The sequence below is a fragment of the Streptomyces doebereineriae genome (assembly GCF_031845645.1).
Taxonomy (GTDB): Bacteria; Actinomycetota; Actinomycetes; order Streptomycetales; family Streptomycetaceae; genus Streptomyces; species Streptomyces canus.
On record NZ_JAVREZ010000007.1, the window covers coordinates 165678 to 184973 of the forward strand.

A 19296-nucleotide genomic window follows, 5' to 3' on the forward strand; every position below is an offset into this window, starting at 1 on the left:
GTTCCTCGGTCACCCTCACCGAACGGAGCTTCCACCCATGAAAGTCGCCATCCTCGGCGCCGGAGCCATCGGTGCCTACGTCGGCGCGGCACTCCACCGCGCCGGCGCCGACGTCCACCTCATCGCCCGCGGTCCGCATCTGGCGGCCATGCGGCAGCACGGTGTCCAAGTCCTCAGCCCCCGCGGTGACTTCACCGCTCACGCCCATGCCACCGACGACCCGGCCGAGATCGGCCCGGTCGACTACGTCTTCCTCGGTCTGAAGGCCAATTCGTACGCGGCGTGCGGGCCGCTCATCGAGCCCCTTCTCACCGACACCACCGCGGTCATCGCGGCTCAGAACGGCATCCCCTGGTGGTACTTCCACCGGCACGGCGGCCCGCATGACGGCCACCGCATCGAGAGTGTCGACCCGGGCGGTGCGGTCAGTGCGGTGCTCGCGCCCTCCCGGGCCATCGGGTGTGTCGTCTACGCGGCGACCGAACTCGAAGGGCCGGGTGTCGTACGGCACTTGGAAGGCACCCGGTTCTCCATCGGAGAGCCCGACCGCAGCCTCTCACCCCGGTGTCGGGCCTTCAGCGAGGCCATGCAGGCGGGCGGGCTGAAGTGCCCGGTCGAGCCGAACCTGCGGGACGACATCTGGCTCAAGCTGCTGGGCAACATCTCCTTCAACCCCATCAGCGCGCTGGCCCGTGCCACCATGCGCCAGATGTGCCTGCACGGCGGTACCCGCAAGGTCATCGAGACCATGATGGCCGAGACTCTCGCGGTCGCCGAGGCCCTCGGCTGTACCGTCGGTGTCTCCATCGAACGCCGCCTCGCCGGCGCCGAACGGGTCGGTGACCATCGCACCTCCACGCTCCAGGACCTGGAGCGCGGCAAGCCCCTGGAACTCGACGTCCTCCTCACCGCCGTCATCGAGCTGGCGGAGATCACCGGAGTGGACGTGCCCACGCTCCGTACCGTCCACGCGCTCTCCGACCTCCTCGCGATCCGGTCCGCCGCATGACGGAACTGGGCACCCACGCCATCGGGTCGGGACCTCGGATCCGGCCGAACGCCGGATCCGAGGTCCCGATGGCCCATGCGATCGGCCGGGAGATCATCCGGGCGGGTCTGGCCGACCGGGAGTTCATCGATCGTGCGACCCAGGGCTTCGAGGAGTACAGAACACTCGTCGAGCCGTGGACGGTGTCGCTCGCGGTGAAGGTGACGGGCGTACCGGCCGCTGTCCTAAGGGAGTTGGCGCAGGCTTACGCGCGGGGCGAGCCGTTCCTGGAGTTCGACGGCACCGAGCACGAGGAGGACCGCGCGCTGATCAACCTGTCACTGCTCACCGGCCGGGGTTGCACCGATCGAGAGCGGCGTACACCTTTCCACCTGATCCGGCACCTCCCTCCCGTCGACCTTACGGACGAGGAGTATCCGGTCAGGCTCACCAAGGGCCGCCGTCTTGACTCGTACAACACCAGCCTGCAGAAGGGTGGTTCGGCTTCGTCGGTGCGGCGTGCCGAGTGTGTCGAGCTGAGTCCGGAGGACGCCGAGCGCTACGGCGTGGTCGTCGGCGAGCAGGTGCGGGTCGCCACCCGGCGGGGTTCGGCGTCGGCACCGGTGTGGGTGGATCCGGCACTGCGGCCCGGTGTGGCGTTCATGACCGGCCGCCCACCGGACGGGGCGGACGCCAACCGGTGTTCTCCCAGGGCCAGTTGTCCGATCACAGGGGCTGTGGAGTTCGAGGCTGCCGCGATTCGGATCGAGAAGATGCCCGTCAAGGCGATACGGAACTGAGGCCGGACATGGGACGAGTCACGGAACGACGCAAGGTGATCCGCATCCGCGACGGGGCGATCTCCTCCCGCCCCGACACCCTGGTCACCGAGGAACCGCTGGAGATCCGCCTCAACGGCAAACCCCTCGCCATCACCATGCGCACCCCCGGCGACGACTTCGCCCTCGCCGCCGGCTTCCTCGTCAGCGAAGGCGTCCTCGCCCAACACCACGACCTGCAGAACATCGTCTACTGCGCCGGAGCCACCGCCGACGGCACCAACACCTACAACGTCGTCGACGTCACCACCACCCCCGGCCTGCCCATCCCCGACATCACCCTCGAACGCAACGTCTACACCACCTCCTCCTGCGGCCTGTGCGGCAAAGCCAGCCTCGACGCCGTCCGCACCACCACCCGCTGGCCCCTCTCCGACACACCCCCGCTCCGAATCGAACCCGACCTCCTCGCGAGCCTCCCCGACCGGCTCCGCGCCGCCCAACGCGTCTTCGACCGCACCGGCGGCCTGCACGCCGCCGCCCTCTTCACCGAACACGGCGAACTCCTCGACATACGCGAAGACGTCGGCCGCCACAACGCCGTCGACAAACTCATCGGCCGCGCCCTGCAACACCACAACCTCCCCCTGACCCGCGTCATCCTCCTCGTCTCCGGCCGCGCCTCCTTCGAACTCGCCCAAAAAGCCGTCATGGCCGGCATCCCGATCCTCGCCGCCGTCTCCGCACCCTCCTCCCTGGCCGTCGACCTCGCCACCGAAACCGGCCTCACCCTCGTCGGCTTCCTCCGCGGCCACTCCATGAACGTGTACGCGGGCGAGGACCGCATCACCCTGCAGGCCGTCGCGGCCGCCCAGGGCTGACGGTCCTCCCCGCTGCACGAACGGCGGGACCCCGACCGGCGGGGAGCGCCCCCTGCGCCCTCGGGGTCCCGCCTCACTCGTGTGCTGTCAGCACTTCTCCCGCAGCGAGTGCAGGTACGCGCTGGAGCGGCGGGCGAACGTGAAGGACTCGGTGGGCTGGTCGTGCTCGGCCTGCCAGTGGTGGGCCTGGCGCTCGCCCCGTAGCCGGGTCACGGCGGAGATGAACTTCTGGTAGTCGATGTCTCCGTCGCCGACGTCGGTCATCCGGTAGCCGTAGGTGTTGGCGGGGTCGCTCACCCCGTCCTTGACGTGGAAGAGCGGGTAGCGGTGGGGCTGCCTGAGGACGTAGTTCAGGGGCTCGAAGGGGGCGGGGGTGCCGTCGGGCCGCTTGGAGAAGCGGAACTGTCCCGAGTACGCCCAGTAGATGTCCATCTCCAGGAACACCAGGTCGGGGTCGGTCTCCCTGAGCAGCACGTCGTAGAGACGGACCTTGGGGTTGTCGGTGGCGAAGGAGAACTCCTCGGAATGGTTGTGCTGGTAGAACTTCATGCCGCGTGCCTTCGCCGCGGCTCCGTAGGTGTTGAACTCCTCGGCGGCGCGCTTCCACGCGTCGACGGTCGAGCCGTAGCGGAACGGCCCCGAGGCGGTGCCGATGTGCTTGAGGCCGAGCGCTTGGGCGTCGTCGAGGACCTTGGTGAGGTTCTGGGCGAAGGTGTAGGCGTTCGGGTCGTCCGAGTAGTAGCCGACATGGCTGCCGATCGGGTTCAGGCCGTGGTCGCGTGCCAGCCGCTTGAGCTGGGCAAGCGTGATGGGCCCGGCGGAGCCCTGGGTGTAGCCGGCGAACTCGACCTCGTCGTAGCCGTACTTCTCCAGTTCGGCGAAGACGGGGGCGAAGCCGAGCGTGGAGACCTTGTCGCGGAGGCTGTAGAGCTGGATGCCGAGGCGCCCGGGAGGCAGGACGGGGCGGCCTCGGCCGGACGTCTTGTCGGCCGTCTCGGTGGCGGCGGTCGCCGGGGTCGCTGCGGCGCCGAGCAACGCGGCCGCGGTGGCACCCGCGGCCACGCCGAGCATGCCTCGTCTGCTGAGGCGGTGGGTGAGTTCGGGGTCGGGCTGGGAGATGCGGCTCATGCCAGGAGCTCCTCGGTGTCGGAGGGCGTTGTCAGTGGTGGGTGCTTCACTGGGGACCAGTCGGAAAGGACCGGTCGTCGGGTGCCGTTCTTTCGGGCCGGTCAGCCAAGACCGGCGAGGTGGAGCAGGAGTGACTTCACGTCGGTGGCCGCGATGCGGTCGCCGAGGGTGTGGGGGGTGGAGCAGATGAGGAGCGGACCGTCGTCGTCGCTCTCGGGGAGGCGGCCGTGGCTGCCGCGAATAGGTGACGGGTCGAGGGGCACGACGGCCATGCGATAGCGCAGGCCGAGCTTCTTGCGGGCCAGCGCGGTGGCCGCCTTGACCTTGACGTAGGGGTCGAGCGGGTCCATGAAGAGTTCGACCGGGTCGTAGCCGGGTTTGCGGTGGATCTCGACCAGCTGCGCGAAGTCGGGCGCGCGGTCTTCGTCGAGCCAGTAGTAGTACGTGAACCAGGCGTCCGGCTCCGCCACGGCGACGAGTTCGCCGGAGCGCGGATGGTCGAGGTGGTGGGCCTTCTTGCCCTCGTCGTCGAGGAGTTGCTCGATGCCGGGCAAGCCGTCGAGGGCGGCGCGGGTGGCGTCCAGGTCCTCGGGGCGGCGCACATAGACATGGGCGATCTGGTGGTCGGCGACCGCGAAGGCACGGGACGCCATCGGGTCGAGGTACTCCATGCCGTCCTGTGTGTGCACCTCGAGGAGTCCGGCGCGGCGCAGGGCGCGGTTGATGTCGACGGGGCGGTCCGCGCGGGTGATGCCGTACTCGGACAGCGCGACGACGGTACGGCCTTCCGCGCGGGCGTCGTCCAGGAGCGGGGCCAGTGCCCTGTCCAGGTCGGCGGCGGCTTTCAGGGAGCGCGGGTCGTCGGGGCCGAAGCGCTGGAGGTCGTAGTCGAGGTGAGGGAGGTAGCAGAGCGTCAGGTCGGGATGGCGGGTGCCCATGAGGTGGCGGGTCGCGTCGATGATCCACTGACTGGAGACCAGGTCCGCGCCGGGGCCCCAGAAGTGGAAGAGGGGGAAGGTGCCGAGTTTCCGGGTGAGTTCGTCGTGCAGGTCCGGGGGCCGGGTGTAGCAGTCGGGCTCCTTGCGGCCGTCGGCGTAGTAGACGGGGCGGGGGGTGACGGTGAAGTCGGTGTCGGCGCCCATGGCGTACCACCAGCAGACGTTGGCGACCGTGTAGCCGGGGTGGGCGCGGCGGGCGGCGTCCCAGAGCTTGTCGCCGGCGACCAGACCGTTGTGCTGGCGCCACAGGAGTACGTCGCCGAGCTCGCGGAAGTACCAGCCGTTGCCGACGATGCCGTGCTCCGACGGGTGGGTGCCGGTGAGGAAGGTGGACTGGGCGGCGCAGGTCACGGCGGGCAGCACGGTGCCGAGCGGGGCCTGGGATCCGGACTGGGCGAGGGACTTGAGGTGGGGCATGTGGTGGAGGAGACGGGGAGTGAGGCCTACCACGTCGAGGACGAGGAGAGGGGTGGGTCCCGCCTCGTGGGGCTGGTGGCTCATGGCAGCTCCTTCAGGCCGAGGTCCGTCAGCAGGTCGCGCGCGAGGGTGAGTTCGGCGGCGATGCCGTCGGCGAGCTGGGTGCGGCCGCGCGGGCGCAGTTCGGGTGGGAGGGCCTGCCAGGTGTAGGTCTCGACCTCCAGGTGGCGGGTGAGCGGGTGCGGGCCGCCGACGAGCCGGGTCAGGGCGGACGTGAGGACGGGGAGCGTGGAGGTGAGGGGTGCGGCGGGGGCCGCGTGCAGCGGGACGTGGAAGTGGGCGCGCCAGGGTGCCCCGTCGGGCAGGGCGTCGCCTGCGAGGGCCTCGCCGAGGTCGTCGGTGCCGCGGAGGCCGGCGGAAGTGCCGGTGCGGGTCTGGTGCAGGAACCGGGGTTCGTCGAAGGCGGCGAGCGCCTCGCGGACCTCGGGGAGATGGGGGTGTTCGGCGTGCAGGGCGGCGGAGAGCTGGGACTTGACGACGGGGACACGGGCCGCGGTGAGCGCGTCCAGGGCGGTGTCCGGGTTTTCGAAGGAGGTGGCGAGGTGGCAGGTGTCGACGCAGATACCGATGCGTTCGTGGGCGATCGCGGTCAGCGGTGCGATGGCGTCGCCGGTGGTCTCGACGACGCAGCCGGGTTCGGGTTCGAGGCCGACGCGGATGGAGCGGCCGGTCAGCTCCTGGAGGGCGTCGAGGCGTTCGGCGAGGGTGAGCAGCGCGGTGCGGGCCTTGTCGGCGCTCCCGTCGTCGTAGGCGGTGCGCCAGGCGAGCGGCAGGGTGGAGATGCTTCCCTCGGTGACGTCGTCCGGCAGGAGTCCGGTGAGGACGCGGGCCAGGGCGGTGGTGTGGTCGAGGCGTTCGGGGTCGGACCAGTCCGGCTTGTAGACGCGGTACTTGACCTCTTCGGCGCCGAAGCCCTCGTAGGGAAAGCCGTTGAGGGTGACGACTTCGAGGCCGCGGCGGTCGAGTTCGGTGCGCAGGTCGCGCAGCGCGGAGGGGTCGCTGACCAGGGCGTGGGCGGCGTCGCGGGCGAGCCACAGGCCGATGCCGAGGCGGTCGCGGCCGAGACGGCGGCGGACCGGTTCACAGTGGTCGCGGAGCTGGGCGAGGACGCCGTCGAGCGTCTCGGCGGGGTGGACGTTGGTGCAGTAGGCGAGGTGGACGGTGGTGCCGTCGGGGTGGCGGAAGCGCATGGCTCACGCCCCGCCGCGGAGGATGGAGTTGCCCTCGTGGGTGGCTTCGGTGGGCGCGATGTCGAGGTTGAGCCGGCCGCTGAGTCCGTAGAAGGCGACGGGGTTGCGCCACAGGACGCGGTCGACGTCGTCCTCGGTGAAGCCCTCGGCGAGCATGAGGTCCGCGACCTTGCGGGTCTTGAGGGGATCGCTGCGGCCCCAGTCGGCGGCGGAGTTCACCAGGACCTGTTCGGGGCCGTAGGAGCGCAGGATCGCGACCATCCGCTCCTCGTCCATCTTGGTGTCGGGGTAGACGGAGAAGCCGAGCCAGCAGCCGCTGTCCTTGGCCTCCTTGACGGTGGTCTCGTTGAGGTGGTCGACCAGCACCCGGTCCGGCGCCAGGGCGGACTCCCGGATGACGTCGAGGGTGCGGCGCAGACCGGCGAGCTTGTCGCGGTGCGGGGTGTGGACCAGCGCGGGCAGGTCGTGGTCGGCGGCGAGCTGGAGCTGGGCGGCGAAGGCGGTGTCCTCGGCCGGGGTCATCGAGTCGTAGCCGATCTCGCCGACGGCGACGACCTGGTCCTTGACGAGATACCGGGGCAGTTCGTCGAGGACGGGTGCGCAGCGCGGATCGTTGGCCTCCTTGGGGTTCAGGGCGAGGGTGCAGTGGTGGGCGATGCCGTACTGGGCGGCGCGGAAGGGCTCCCAGCCCAGCAGGGAGTCGAAGTAGTCGAGGAAGGAGGCGGGAGAGGTGCGGGGCTGGCCGAGCCAGAAGGACGGCTCGACGACGGCGCGGACGCCGGCGGTGTGCATGGCCTGGTAGTCGTCGGTGGTCCGTGACGTCATGTGGATGTGGGGGTCGAAGATGCGCATCAGGACTCCTTGCCGTGGGTGCCTTCCGCGCCGTTCGGGCCGTGGTCGGCGGCCGGCGCGGGTGGGGTGGCCGTGGGGTCGGTCAGGGTCAGGACGCGGTGCAGGTCCTCGGGCACGGGACGGCCCGCGGCGGTGCGTTCGGCGGCGTAGTCGCCGAGCATGCGGGCGAGTTCGGCGTCCGCGTGGGCCCGTCGGTCCAGGTCCGCCACCTCGGCGACGGGTACTCCGGTGAACAGGCATTTCAGGACGGCGTGGCGCCAGTGGTGGGTGTCGAGGTGGCGTGCGGCGTAGGGGCCGACGGCGGCGGCCAGGAGCCGGGTGTCGTTGGTGCGCAGGGCGTCCTCGACGAGTGGGAGGGCCTCGGGACCGGACACCAGGTGGGGCAGGGCGTGCAGGACGGCGCGGCGTTCGGCGGCGGTGCCCTGGGCGTAGACCCGGGTCAGGGCGTCGGTGTCGGCGCGGGCCGCGTGCAGGATCAGGATGCGGGCGGCGTCGGCGTGTTCGGGGCCGCAGCGGCGTCCGGCCTCGGCGAGGCGCAACTCCCATACGGATATGGGGCCGTGGGCGCCGGGGTGGGCGGCGGCCTCGTCGAGGGCCTGGTCGAGCCAGGTGCGGGCGGCTTCGCCGAGGCGTTCGGAGAGGTGGCTGTGCAGGTCGTGCAGCGGGGTTCGGGCGAGGGTGGTGCCCTGGGTGTCCGCCGCGGAGGTTGCCTGGTGGGCATGGGAGTGGGTCATGGGGTGCTTCCTTGTGAGAGCGCCACTGCCTGACGGAGGAACGGGAGGGAGAGTTCGGCGAAGTGGGGGCCCGCGTGGGAGTGGCGGGGCAGTTCGACGACCGTCAGCCCCTGGTAGCCGGTGTCTGCCAGAGCGGTCAGGACGGGCGGGAAGTCGATGTCGCCGTCGCCGAAGGGGAGGTGTTCGTGGACGCCCCGGCGCATGTCCTCGATCTGGACGTGGCGCAGCCAGGGGCCCGCGGCGCGTACGCACTCGGCGGGCGACAGGGGTTCGAGGCACTGGCAGTGGCCGATGTCGAGGGTCAGTCCGAGGGCCGCCGGGTCGCCGAGGGTGGTGCGGAGGTGGTGGAAGTCGGCGAGGGTGGCGAGGAGGTGACCCGGTTCGGGCTCGATGGCGAGGGGGATGCCGGCCGTGGTGGCGGTGTCGAGGACGGGGGTGAGTGTCTCGGCCAGCCGTTTCCACGCCGTGTCCGGGTCGGTGCCCGGCGGGGTGACGCCGCTGAAGCAGTGCACGGCGTGCGCGCCGAGGTCGGCGGCGATCTGGACGGCCCGGACCAGCAGGTCGACGCGGCGGGCGCGGTCGTCCGGGTCGGGGTCGAGCAGCGAGGGGCCGTGTTTGCGGCGTGGGTCGAGCACATAGCGGGCGCCCGTCTCGATGGTGACCGTCAGTCCGAGCGCGTCCAGGCGGTGCGCGAGGCGGCGGGTGCGGGCGGCCAGGTCGGAGGCGAGGGGGTCCAGATGCATGTGGTCGAGAGTCAGACCGACACCGTCGTAGCCGAGGTCGGCGAGCAGGGTGAGGGCATCGTCGAGACGGAGATCGGCGAGACCGTTGGTGCCGTAGCCGAAGCGGAGCGGGGTGGCGTCGGGGGCTGGGGCAGGGTGGGGTGGAGCGAGGGAGGCGGTCATGGTGCCGCTGGGGCCGGCAGTGGGCTGGGGCGGAGCAACTGGGGCAGTCGTGTCGTCGCCGGGGGCAGCGGAGGGCCGGGGCCCAGCAACGGGGCCTGTCATGTCGCCGCCGGGGGCCGGAGTGGGCCAGGGCCGAGCAACGGGGCCTGTCATGTCGTCACCAGGGCCAGCGGAGGGCCGGGGCCCAGCAACGAGGCCGGTCATGTCGCCGCCGGGGGCCGGAATGGGCCGGGGCCCAGCAACAGGGCCTGTCATGTCGTCACCAGGGCCCCGAGGGGGCTGAGTCGCACCAACGCGGCCCGTCGTGTCGTCGTCGGCACCCGGAATGGTTCGACGTGGAGAGAGGGGGTCGGTCATGTGACGCTCACCTTCCTCGCGAAGCGTCCTGCCAGTGGGGCTAGGGCGGTGGTGAGCAGGGCCGTGACGGTCGCGCCCTTCGCACCCGAGCGGGCGGTGAGGGCGGCCTGGAGGGGGATCGTGGCTCGGATGCCGGCAGTGACGGCTCGTTGGGTGAGCGGGGGTGAGGGGTTGAGGGTGGCGTGGAGGTAAGGGCGGGCGGTAGTGGCCGCGTAGGCGGCGGCGAGGGCGAGGCGCAGGACCGCGTGAGTGTCGAGGGGGTGGGGGCTGTGGCCGGGCGGGGGCATGTGATCGCCGGTCTGCTGCCGGGGTCGTGACCGCCGGGACATGGCTGCGGCACCCAGGGCCGCCAGGCCCGTCAGCCGGAGCGATCCGGTACCGCGGCGGCTTCCGGCTATCCGGTCCGTTGGGAGCGAGCGCTGTCGGGTCATCGTCCGCGTCAGTGCGGCAGTCGCGGCGAGCGCTGCCAAGGGGGCCAGCGGTGAGCCGCCCTGGGCCTCGCGGCGGGACACGGTGGTGACGGCGAGGGTGTGGGCGCCTAGCAGGGCGGCGGAGGGCAGGGCCCGGCGGATGCCCTCCGTGGCGCCGGGAGCGGCTGCCGCCCCCAAGACCGCCCGTGGCTGGTCGGCGACGGCCGTAACCCATGCTCGGCACGCACCGACCTTCCGGCCCACGACGTCCGCCCGAGCCCTCTCGTCCACCCGGCCCACAACCCCGGCCCCCGCTGTCGCCGCCGCACCGAGCAGCAGGTCCAGCCCTCGTGCAGTCGCCATGGCGAACGGTCCTGCCGGGGTGTTCTTCAGGGCGAGGTCGTACGCCCAGACCGTGGCCGCGAGTGGGGCCGCGACCGTGAGGGCGGGGCGGCCCGCGCAGGCCGCAAGGGACAGGCCCGCGCCGGTGAGGGCGCAGGCCGCGCCGAGGGCTGCCGCGGGGCGGATACGGCCGGAGGGGAGGGGGCGGTGGGGGCGTTCCACAGCGTCCACGTCACGGTCGGCCCAGTCGTTGAGGGCCATGCCGGCCTCGTAGAGACAGAGGGAGGAGGCGATTGCGAGGAGAGTCCGGGCACTGGGGCGTGCGGAGACTGCCGCCGCTCCGGCGAATGCATCGCCGGGGACGGTGAACAGGGCGGGCAGGCGCAGGAGTTCGGCCCACGCGTGGGCGCGGTCGGGGCGGCTGGTGTGCGTACGGCTCGGTGGTGCGGTGAGTGGTGAAGGCTCCTTGAGCGGGGGCGTGGTGGGCGTCTCCGTCGTCCCGCCCGTGCCCTTGGACAGGCCCTCCGGCGCCGCGGCTCTGCTCGCCCTCACCACTGCTCCCCCGAACCATCGGCCGGCTCGACGGAAGGGCCATCACGGCCATCAGCAAAGCCACTGCCCCCGGAGCTCGCTTCCCGCAGCCGCTCCGCGAACCCCACCAGCCGCGCGTACTGCTCCCCCAGCCCCGCGGGCCCCTGTCCCACCGGATCCTTGAAGTAGAAGCCCAGTTCGCTCAGTGGGCCGGACAGGCCCCTCTCGTGTGCGCGAGCGGCCAGACGGGCCAGGTCGAGTACGAGAGGTGCGGCCAGGGAGGAGTCGCAGCCCTGCCAGGTGGTCTGGAGGACCATGCGGGTGCCGAGGAAGCCGTCGAAGGCGATGTGGTCCCAGGCGGTCTTCCAGTCGCCGAGGGCGGGGACGTCGTCGATGTGGACCTCGCCCTCCGGGGTGGTGCCGAGGGTGTCGGCCAGGACGCGCTCCTTACCGGCGTTCTTCGCCGCGGCGGCCGACGGGTCGGCGAGGGAGGCTCCGTCGCCGCCGCCGAGGAGATTGGTGCCGGACCAGGCCCGGACCGTCAGGGCACGTTGGGTGAACATCGGGCCCAGGACGGACCGGAGCAGGGTCTGGCCGGTCTTGCCGTCGCGGCCCGCGAACGGCAGGCCCAAGGACTCGGCCTGCCGCCTCAGCGAAGGGTGGTGCAGACCGGTCGAGGGGGTGAAGTTCACGTACGCGCAGCCCGCGCGCAGGGCTGCCGCCGCGTACAGGGAGCTCGGAGGCAGGGCGTCGCCGGTGGGCGCGGGCTCGGTGGAGGCCACGTTCACCACTACCGCGCGCTGCAGCCGACACCGTCGTACGAAGGACCGTATGTCCGCGGCGAAGGCGGCGATCAGGTCCTCCTCGGACCTCGTGTCGCCGGGGAGGGGGCCGCCGGGCCTGATCTCCCGTTCCGCGGCGGCGAGTTCGGCGCTCACCGCGGTCGGCAGGCCGTGGGGCAGGACGCCGCCCGCCGCGAGGGCCTCCGCCCGTTTGGGCAGGGGGCAGTCCACCGTGTCGTGGCCCCCGAAGACCAGGGAGGACAAGGCGGGCAGACCGCTTCCGGTGAAAGGTGGTGTCTCGGTGAGCAGGCCCGTCGGCGGGTGCAAACCCGCGGTCATGGCGGCGCAGCCCGCGACGACCGTCGTGGCGACGGAGCCGCGGGCCCCGATCAGCCAGACGCCGACGCGCGGTACGGAATCGGACGCGGACATGGCAGCCTCCTTGCCGAACACATGGGTGCGCAGACCCTGCGACGAAGAGATGGACGACGAAGGGGTGAAGACGGCGGGCGGGAGTCCGGCGTCCCCCGCCCGCCGCCGCTCAATCACCCTTGACGAGCAGTTCCTTGATCCGGATGTCGCGGAACGACACCTGGTCGTCGGCTCCGTGGTTCTGGATGCCGACATGCCCGTCACGCAGGCTCCGGGCCGGATCGGTGTTGGTGAAATCGTTGATCTTCACGCCGTTGAGCCAGACGCGGAGGCGTTCGCCCTCCACGCGGATCTCGTACGTGTTCCACTCCCCCGGCGGGTTCAGCGCGCGGTCGCGCTTCTTGCGGTCGGCGGAGCGGAAGCCGTAGACGGACCCTGTGGTCTTCTCGGGTACGTCGGTGGCGTCGATCTGGATCTCGTAGCCGTTGTCCACGGCGGACCAGGGGTCGTCCGAGGGCGGGAAGCCCACGAACACGCCGGAGTTGTCGTCGCCGGAAGCGCTCGCCATCTTCCAGTCGAGCTTCAGGGAGTACGACCCGAAGCCCTGCCCGGAACCGGCGTACCAGAGCATCCCCATACCGCCGGACGAGGTGAGCGTGCCGTCGTCGGACCGGGTGAAGGAGCCCGGACCCGCCTGCTTCCAGGCGCCCAGTGACTCGGCCGTGCCGTCGAAGAGCGGACGGTAGCCGGTCTCCGGCCGGCAGTCGGCCTGGGTGTCGCCGATCGCATACCGGATTCCGCCCAGGACGTGGCCGCGGAACGCCGGGTCCGTGTACGACTCCTTCGTGTGGCCGAGGCCGGTGTAGAAGGCACGGCCGCCCTGGTAGTCCTGGCACCAGGCGATCGGATGGTCGCCGTTCATCGTGCCGCCGGTGTACGACGACTCGTCGAGCGAGGCGAGTACGTGGGCCCGATCACGGGGATTGGAGCGGTAGTTGTACCACTCGTCGGTCCGGTTCCACGTCGGAGGCAGCCCTGACGTGGACGGGTGGGCCCGGTCCTCGGCCACCACCGTGGCCGGCTGGATCGCCGGGTGCGACTGGAAGTAGGCGCCGGCGAGGCCGCCGTAGAACGCCCAGTCGTACTCGGTGTCGGCGGCGGCGTGGATGCCGACGTATCCGCCGCCGTTCCGGATGTAGCCCTCGAAGGCCCGCTGTTGGGTGGGGTCGAGGACGTCTCCGGTGGTGGAGAGGAACACGACCGCGTCGTACCGGCGCAGGTTGCGCGGGGTGAACGCGTTCGCGTCCTCGGTGGCGTCGACCGTGAAGCCGCCGGTCTCACCGAGCTGCTTCACCGCCGCGACACCGTCGGGGATGGAGTCGTGCCGGAAGCCGGCCGTCTTGGAGAAGACCAGTACTCGTTCGGCGTCTGCGGAGTGCGACGCGGCGGGTTCGGACACGCAGCCGAGGAGCAGGGCGGCTCCCACAACTGTCGTCGTCCATCGTCCGGTTGTGTTCATACGAGACTCTCCTCTCAGCCGGTCGTGAAGGTGAAGTCGTCCACGTCGAACAGGGCGCCGGTGCCGCTCCCCTTGAAGACCAGGTAGAGCGTGGTGGTGCCCCTGGGCGCGCGGGACAGGTCGGCGGTGACGTCCTGGAAGCTCTCCCAGCCACCGGTCACCGGGACGGTCGCCTTGCCGAGCAGGGTGCCCGTGGCGGATCCCGCGCGGATCTCGAGGGTGCCGCCGGTGCCGCCCGAGGAGACGCGTGCGGTCAGTGACTTGGCGTTGCTCAGGACGTACGGCGTGAAGGCGATCCAGTCGCCGTTGTTGATGTCGCCGACCGTGTTGCCGCCGTGTGCCGTGTCCTTGGCGATGACCGAGACGCCGGAGCCGGTGCCGAAGTGCTCGGCCTGGCGGTGCCTGGGCTGCAGGACGCTCTGGTCGTGGCTGGTCAGCGGGGCCTGGCCGCCGCCACCGTTGTCGGTGTACTCGGCGTCCATCACGCCGAAGATGTTGGCGTCCTCGTCGTGACCGCCGTCGGCGCTGGTCTGGATGGTGCCGGTGCAGCCGTTGGCGGAGGTCACGGGGTGGCCGTGGCTGTCGTGGCCGAGGACGAAGGTGACCTTGACCTTGGTGCAGTCGATGGACCGGCCGTCCTCGGGGTCACTCACCCGCACCTTGAACGGGATCGCGTCACCGAAGCTGAACAGCTGCCCGTCCTGCGGGAGTTCGAGGGTCACCTTGGGCGCGGTGTTCCCGACGACGATCTGCACGCCGGCGCTGCTGGTGCGGCCGCTCGCGTCCTTCGCGGTCAGGGTCGCCGTGTAGGTGCCGTTCTTCGTGTACTTGTGTGTCGGGTTCGCCGCCGTGGACGTGGCGCCGTCGCCGAAGTTCCAGCTGTACGTGAGGGCGTCGCCGTCCTGGTCGCTGGTGCCCTCGGAGGAGAACCGCACCCTCAGGGGCGCCTGCCCGGATGTCCGGTCGGCCGCTGCCTGGGCGACCGGGGAGTGGCCGTCGGTGGCGTTCTCGATGCGGTACAGGGCGGAGTTCTCGTCGCCGCCGAACCAGGAGACGCCGTAGTCGAGGACGTACAGCGCGCCGTCGGGACCGAAGGCCATGTCCATCACCTGGGTGCCGGTCCAGGGGATGTCGTTGATGGACTGGACGGTGCCGTTGTCGTCGCTGGTGATGCGCTTGATCCAGCGGCGGCCGAACTCCCCGGCGAAGAAGTCGCCGTCGTAGGCCTCGGGGAACTTCACGGGTGAGTCGAGCGCGGGGTCGTAGTGGTAGACCGGGCCGCCCATGGGCGACTCGGAGCCGGTGCCGAACTCGGGTACGGATCCGTTGTCGTAGGGGATCCAGGCGGCCTGCGCCGGGGGAAGGTCGGTGAGGCCGGTGTTGTGCGGGGAGTTGTTCTTCGGGGCGGCGCAGTCGAAGGCGGCGCCCGACGTGCCGGTCGCGAAGTCGTAGTCGATGTAGGCGTCGTTGTCGCCCGTGCAGTACGGCCAGCCGAAGTTGCCGGGGCCGGTCACGCGCGCGAACTCGACCTGGCCGGCGGGGCCTCGGGCCGGGTCGGCGGCGCCGGCGTCGGGGCCGTAGTCGCCGACGTACACGATCCCCGTCTGCTTGTCGACGCTGAAGCGGAACGGGTTACGGAAGCCCATGGCGTAGATCTCGGGCCGGGTCCTGTCCGTGCCGGGCGCGAAGAGGTTGCCGTCGGGGATGGCGTAGGAGCCGTCGGCGTTGACCTTGATGCGCAGGATCTTGCCGCGCAGGTCGTTGGTGTTGCCGGCGGTGCGCTGGGCGTCGAAGGCCGGGTTGCGGTTGGCGCGTTCGTCGATGGGCGTGAACCCGTCGGACTGGAAGGGGTTGGAGTCGTCGCCCGTCGACAGGTAGAGGTTGCCGGCCGCGTCGAAGTCGATGTCGCCGCCGACGTGGCAGCAGATGCCGCGTGTGGCGGGGATGTCGATGATCTTCGTCTCGCTGGCGGCGTCGAGGGTGCCGTCGGTCTTCAGGACGAAGCGGGAGAGCCGGTTGACGCCGTCGAAGGGCGCGAAGTCGGCCGCGGTGCCGGTCTCGGGGGCGTCGCCCGCCGGGGTGTTCAACGGAGGCGCGTAGTACAGGTAGATGAAGCGGTTGGTGGTGAACTGCGGGTCCACGCCGACGCCTTGGAGGCCTTCCTCGTCGTGGGAGTAGACGTCGAGCTTGCCCGCGAGCCGGGTGGTGCCGGCCGCGTCGGTGATGCGGAGCTCGCCGTCGCGGGAGGTGTGCAGGACCGAGCGGTCCGGGAGGACGGCGAGCGACATGGGCTCGCCGACCTCCGGCTCGCCCTTGGCGAGGGTGACCTGCTGAAAGTCCTCGGCGGCGGCCTGAGCGGCTCCCGGCTCGGCGACGGCTGCGCCTGCCTGGGGAGCGGCGAGGGTGAGGGAGGCACCGGCCAGCAGGAAGCCGGTGAGCAGCGCCGCCGCTCTGCGCCAGGGTGCGCGTCGTCTGTGGGTCTCGATTCTGTCGGTTGTGGTGGTGGGGTCTTTCCCGTGCACGGGTGCCTCCAACATGGGGCCGGTCGTACGGGTGGGTGCGGGTGCGCCGGGATGCGCCGTCATCCCGGAACTGACCGGTGCGGCTTACTCGTTGCCGCCGAAGGCAGCGTCGAATGAGGCCGACGGCGGCTCGAAGTCGTACGCCTTGAGTCGGGTCAGTGCCTCCGGTGCGCCCTGGAGCCGGTCCATGCCGGCGTCCTCCCACTCGACCGAGATCGGGCCCTGGTAGTCGATGGAGCGCAGCATGCGGAAGACGTCCTCCCAGGGGACGTCACCGTGGCCGGCGGAGACGAAGTCCCAGCCGCGGCGCGGGTCGCCCCAGGGCAGGTGGGAGCCGAGGCGGCCGTTGCGGCCGTCGAGACGCTTGCGGGCTTCCTTGCAGTCGACGTGGTAGATCCGGTCGCGGAAGTCGTAGAGGAAGTTGACCGGGTCGAGGTCCTGCCACACGAAGTGGGAGGGGTCGAAGTTGAGGCCGAAGGCAGCCCGCCCGCCGACTGCCTGCACCGCGCGCTGTGTTGTCCAGTAGTCGTAGGCGATCTCGCTCGGGTGGACCTCGTGGGCGAACCGCACGCCCTCCGCGTCGAAGACGTCCAGGATCGGGTTCCAGCGCTCGGCGAAGTCCTCGTAACCGCGGTCGATCATCGACTCGGGGGCGGGCGGGAACATGGCGACCAGGTGCCAGATGGCGGAGCCGGTGAAGCCGATGACGGTGTCGACGCCGAAGGCGCGTGCGGCGCGCGCGGTGTCCTTCATACGGTTCGCGGCCCGCTGCCGGACCCCTTCCGCCTCGCCGTCGCCCCACACCTCGCCCGGCAGGATGGCCTGGTGGCGTTCGTCGATGATGGCGTCGCAGACGGCCTGGCCGACCAGGTGGTTGGAGACCGCCCAGCACTTGAGGCCGTACTTGTCGAGCAGCGCGTGCCGGGAGTCCAGGTACGACGGGTCCGCGAGCGCCTTGTCGACCTCGAAGTGGTCGCCCCAGCAGGCGAGTTCGAGCCCGTCGTAGCCGAAGTCGCGGGCGAGACGGCAGACCTCCTCCAACGGCAGATCGGCCCACTGGCCGGTGAAGAGCGTGAACTGACGCGGCATCTTTTCGGAGCCTCCTCAGACGGCTATCGGGGTGTAGACGGAGTTCTTCTCGGCGCTCTCCTCCACGGCCGCGAGCACCCGCTGGACCTGGAGCCCGTCGGCGAAGGAGGGTTCGGGGCGGCGGCCCTCGGCGATCGCGTGGACGAGGTCGCGGGCCTGGTGGACGAAGGTGTGCTCGTAGCCGAGGCCGTGGCCGGGCGGCCACCAGGCGTCCAGGTAGGGGTGGTCGGGCTCGGTGACGAGGATGCGGCGGAAGCCGGCGTGCGCCGCGGGTTCCGTGCCGTCGTGGAAGGAGAGCTCGTTGAGTCGTTCCAGGTCGAAGGCCAACGAGCCGCGTTCGCCGTTGAGTTCGATGCGCAGGGAGTTCTTGCGGCCGGTGGCGTAACGGGTGGCCTCGAAGGAGGCGAGGGCGCCGGAGGTGAAGCGGCCGGTGAACAGGGCCGCGTCGTCCACGGTGACCTGGCCGGTGCCGGTCCCGGAGACGGCGGACAGGCCTTTGACGGCGCCGCCGGTCAGCGGGCGTTCCCGTACGAAGGTCTCGGTCAGCGCGGAGACTCCGGCCAGTGGCTCTCCCGCCAGGTACTGGGCGAGGTCGATGATGTGCGCGCCCAGGTCGCCGAGCGAGCCCGATCCTGCCTGCTCCCGGCGCAGCCGCCAGGTCAGGGGGAACTCCGGGTCCACGAGCCAGTCCTGAAGGTAGGACACCCGGACGTGCCGGAGTGTGCCGAGCCGTCCCTCCGCCACCATCCGGCGGGCCAGCGCGGTGGCGGGCACCCGGCGGTAGTTGAAGCCGACCATCGCGAACCGGCCCCGGCCAAATGCCTCTTCGGCGGCCCGGGTCATCATCCGGGCCTCCTCGACGGTGTTGGCGAGGGGCTTCTCGCACAGCACGTGCTTGCCCGCGGCGAGCGCGGCGACGGCGATCTCGGCGTGGCTGTCCCCGGGGGTGCAGATGTCGACGAGGTCGACGTCGTCCCGCTCGATCAGGGCCCGCCAGTCGGTCTCGGTGTCCGCCCAGCCGTGCCGGTCGGCTGCCCGGCGCACGGCGTCCGCGTCCCGTCCGCAGATCGCGGCGAGCACCGGGCGGCGGGGCAGGTCGAAGACGCGTCCAGCGGTCCGCCAGCCCTGGGAGTGGGCGGCGCCCATGAAGGCGTAGCCGACCATGCCGACCCGGAGCGGCGGCACCTCGGCCTCTTCTGACTGCTGCGGCTGAGCCATGCGCGATGTCCTCCTCGTCGTCGTGGCGCGGTGGGGGGTGCAGCCCGGTCCGTCGACGAACCGGGCTCCTGGGACCAGCCGTTCGGACCGGCCGGGCCGGGACGCACCGCTGCTCGCGGCCGGCCCGGTCGGTAAGTCGGGCCCCGGCTCGGGACGCCTCACTTGAAGCCGGTGGACATGTACTGGTCGACGTTGGTCTTGTCGACGACGGCCGAGTAGAGGGTGAGCGATGCCGGTATCTCGAACTCGGAGAGGCCGCTGATGCCCTTGGACTGGCCGAGGGCGCGGGCGAGGTCGATCGCGGAGGCGGCCATGGTCGGCGGGTAGAGGACGGTCGCCTTGAGGACGCCGTTGTCCTGCTTGATGGCCTGGAAGGCGGACAGGGCGCCCGCGCCGCCGACCATCAGGAAGTCGTCGCGGCCGGCCTGGTCGATGGCGCGCAGCGCGCCCACGCCCTGGTCGTCGTCGTGGTTCCACAGTGCGTCGAAGCTCGACTGGGCCTGCAGGAGCTGGGCCATCTTGGCCTGCCCGGACTCCACGGTGAACTCGGCGGCCTGGCGGGCCACCTTCCTGACGTTGGGGTAGTTCTTCAGGGCGTCGTCGAAGCCCTTGGTGCGCTGCTTGGTGAGTTCGAGGTTGTCGAGTCCGGCCAGTTCGATGACCTTGGCGTTCGACTTCCCCTTGAGCTTCTCGCCGATGTAGTGGCCGGCGTTGAGGCCCATGCCGTAGTTGTCGCCGCCTATCCAACAGCGGTATGCCTGCGGGGTGTTGAAGATGCGGTCGAGGTTGACTACCGGGATCCCGGCACGCATCGCCTTGAGGCCGACCTGGGTGAGGGCCTTGCCGTCGGCGGGCAGCACCACCAGGACGTCGACCTTCTTGTTGATCAGGGTCTCTATCTGGCCGATCTGCTGGGCGGTGTCGTTGGAGCCCTCGGTGATCTCCAGGGTGACGTCGGAGTACTTCTTCGCCCGGTTCTTGGCATTGTCGTTGATGGCGTTGAGCCAGCCGTGGTCGGCCTGCGGTCCGGCGAAGCCGATGGTGACCGGCTTGCCGGACGACTCGGCGGCGGCCGGCTGGTCGTTCGCGGCTGGTTCGTCGTCGCTGGAGTCGTTGCTGGTGCAACCTGCGAGGAGGGCACCGGCCCCGACGGCGGCGGTCCCGAAGAGCAGCCCTCTGCGACTGGTGAAGCGGCTCGTGTGCTGTGGCATGGCGGTGAACC

15 protein-coding genes and 1 pseudogene are annotated in these 19296 nt (G+C 71.0%); 3 read left to right on the forward strand and 13 right to left on the reverse strand.

Annotated elements, in window-relative coordinates; all coding sequences use genetic code 11:
* The first annotated feature begins 37 nt into the window (after nt 1-37).
* From RNB18_RS21705 to fdhD, 3 genes and pseudogenes are all read left to right on the forward strand, one after another.
* Complete coding sequence (locus RNB18_RS21705) at nt 38-1009, forward strand: 2-dehydropantoate 2-reductase (RefSeq protein ID WP_311715761.1); 972 nt, start codon at nt 38-40, stop codon at nt 1007-1009.
* Between the two features lie 347 nt (nt 1010-1356).
* Nucleotides 1357-1788 (forward strand): annotated as a pseudogene (locus RNB18_RS54095) (molybdopterin dinucleotide binding domain-containing protein); the annotation flags it as partial.
* An 8-nt stretch (nt 1789-1796) separates the two neighbouring features.
* Nucleotides 1797-2648: a formate dehydrogenase accessory sulfurtransferase FdhD gene (gene fdhD, locus RNB18_RS21715; RefSeq protein WP_311715762.1), complete on the forward strand. Its 852-nt coding sequence runs from the start codon at nt 1797-1799 to the stop codon at nt 2646-2648.
* An 87-nt stretch (nt 2649-2735) separates the two neighbouring features.
* Here the strand turns inward: fdhD and RNB18_RS21720 are convergent, their stop codons facing one another.
* From RNB18_RS21720 to RNB18_RS21780, 13 genes are all read right to left on the reverse strand, one after another.
* Nucleotides 2736-3776, reverse strand: coding sequence for a sugar phosphate isomerase/epimerase family protein (locus RNB18_RS21720; RefSeq protein WP_311715763.1), 1041 nt, complete (start codon nt 3774-3776; stop codon nt 2736-2738).
* Nucleotides 3777-3877: 101 nt separating this feature from the next.
* Nucleotides 3878-5275: a nucleotide pyrophosphatase/phosphodiesterase family protein gene (locus RNB18_RS21725; protein ID WP_311715764.1), complete on the reverse strand. Its 1398-nt coding sequence runs from the start codon at nt 5273-5275 to the stop codon at nt 3878-3880.
* Nucleotides 5272-6441, reverse strand: coding sequence for a metabolite traffic protein EboE (gene eboE, locus RNB18_RS21730; protein WP_311715765.1), 1170 nt, complete (start codon nt 6439-6441; stop codon nt 5272-5274). Before eboE ends, RNB18_RS21725 begins: the two co-directional genes overlap by 4 nt.
* A gap of 3 nt (nt 6442-6444) precedes the next feature.
* Entirely contained in the window at nt 6445-7293 is an 849-nt protein-coding gene (locus tag RNB18_RS21735; protein WP_311715766.1) for a TatD family hydrolase, read from the reverse strand.
* The gene (locus tag RNB18_RS21740) at nt 7293-8027 is read right to left on the reverse strand and encodes an EboA domain-containing protein (RefSeq protein ID WP_311715767.1); all 735 of its coding nucleotides are present in this window, start codon (nt 8025-8027) and stop codon (nt 7293-7295) included. The genes RNB18_RS21735 and RNB18_RS21740 overlap by 1 nt, the downstream gene beginning before the upstream one ends.
* The gene (locus RNB18_RS21745; protein WP_311715768.1) at nt 8024-8932 is read right to left on the reverse strand and encodes a sugar phosphate isomerase/epimerase family protein; all 909 of its coding nucleotides are present in this window, start codon (nt 8930-8932) and stop codon (nt 8024-8026) included. The genes RNB18_RS21740 and RNB18_RS21745 overlap by 4 nt, the downstream gene beginning before the upstream one ends.
* A 353-nt stretch (nt 8933-9285) precedes the next feature.
* On the reverse strand, nt 9286-10593 hold the full coding sequence (locus RNB18_RS21750) for an SCO3242 family prenyltransferase (RefSeq protein WP_311715769.1): 1308 nt from the start codon (nt 10591-10593) through the stop codon (nt 9286-9288).
* Complete coding sequence (locus RNB18_RS21755) at nt 10590-11786, reverse strand: inositol-3-phosphate synthase (RefSeq protein WP_311715770.1); 1197 nt, start codon at nt 11784-11786, stop codon at nt 10590-10592. Before RNB18_RS21755 ends, RNB18_RS21750 begins: the two co-directional genes overlap by 4 nt.
* A gap of 109 nt (nt 11787-11895) precedes the next feature.
* On the reverse strand, nt 11896-13245 hold the full coding sequence (locus tag RNB18_RS21760) for a ThuA domain-containing protein (RefSeq protein WP_311715771.1): 1350 nt from the start codon (nt 13243-13245) through the stop codon (nt 11896-11898).
* A gap of 14 nt (nt 13246-13259) precedes the next feature.
* Nucleotides 13260-15767, reverse strand: coding sequence for a PQQ-dependent sugar dehydrogenase (locus tag RNB18_RS21765; RefSeq protein WP_394817653.1), 2508 nt, complete (start codon nt 15765-15767; stop codon nt 13260-13262).
* A gap of 84 nt (nt 15768-15851) precedes the next feature.
* A complete protein-coding gene (locus tag RNB18_RS21770) occupies nt 15852-16856 on the reverse strand; it encodes a sugar phosphate isomerase/epimerase family protein (protein ID WP_311715773.1) in 1005 nt (334 codons plus the stop codon).
* 15 nt (nt 16857-16871) lie between these two features.
* Nucleotides 16872-18074, reverse strand: a complete 1203-nt coding sequence (locus tag RNB18_RS21775) for a Gfo/Idh/MocA family protein (protein ID WP_311715774.1) — start codon at nt 18072-18074, stop codon at nt 16872-16874.
* Between the two features lie 158 nt (nt 18075-18232).
* On the reverse strand, nt 18233-19285 hold the full coding sequence (locus RNB18_RS21780) for a substrate-binding domain-containing protein (RefSeq protein ID WP_311715775.1): 1053 nt from the start codon (nt 19283-19285) through the stop codon (nt 18233-18235).
* Nucleotides 19286-19296 lie beyond the last annotated feature (11 nt).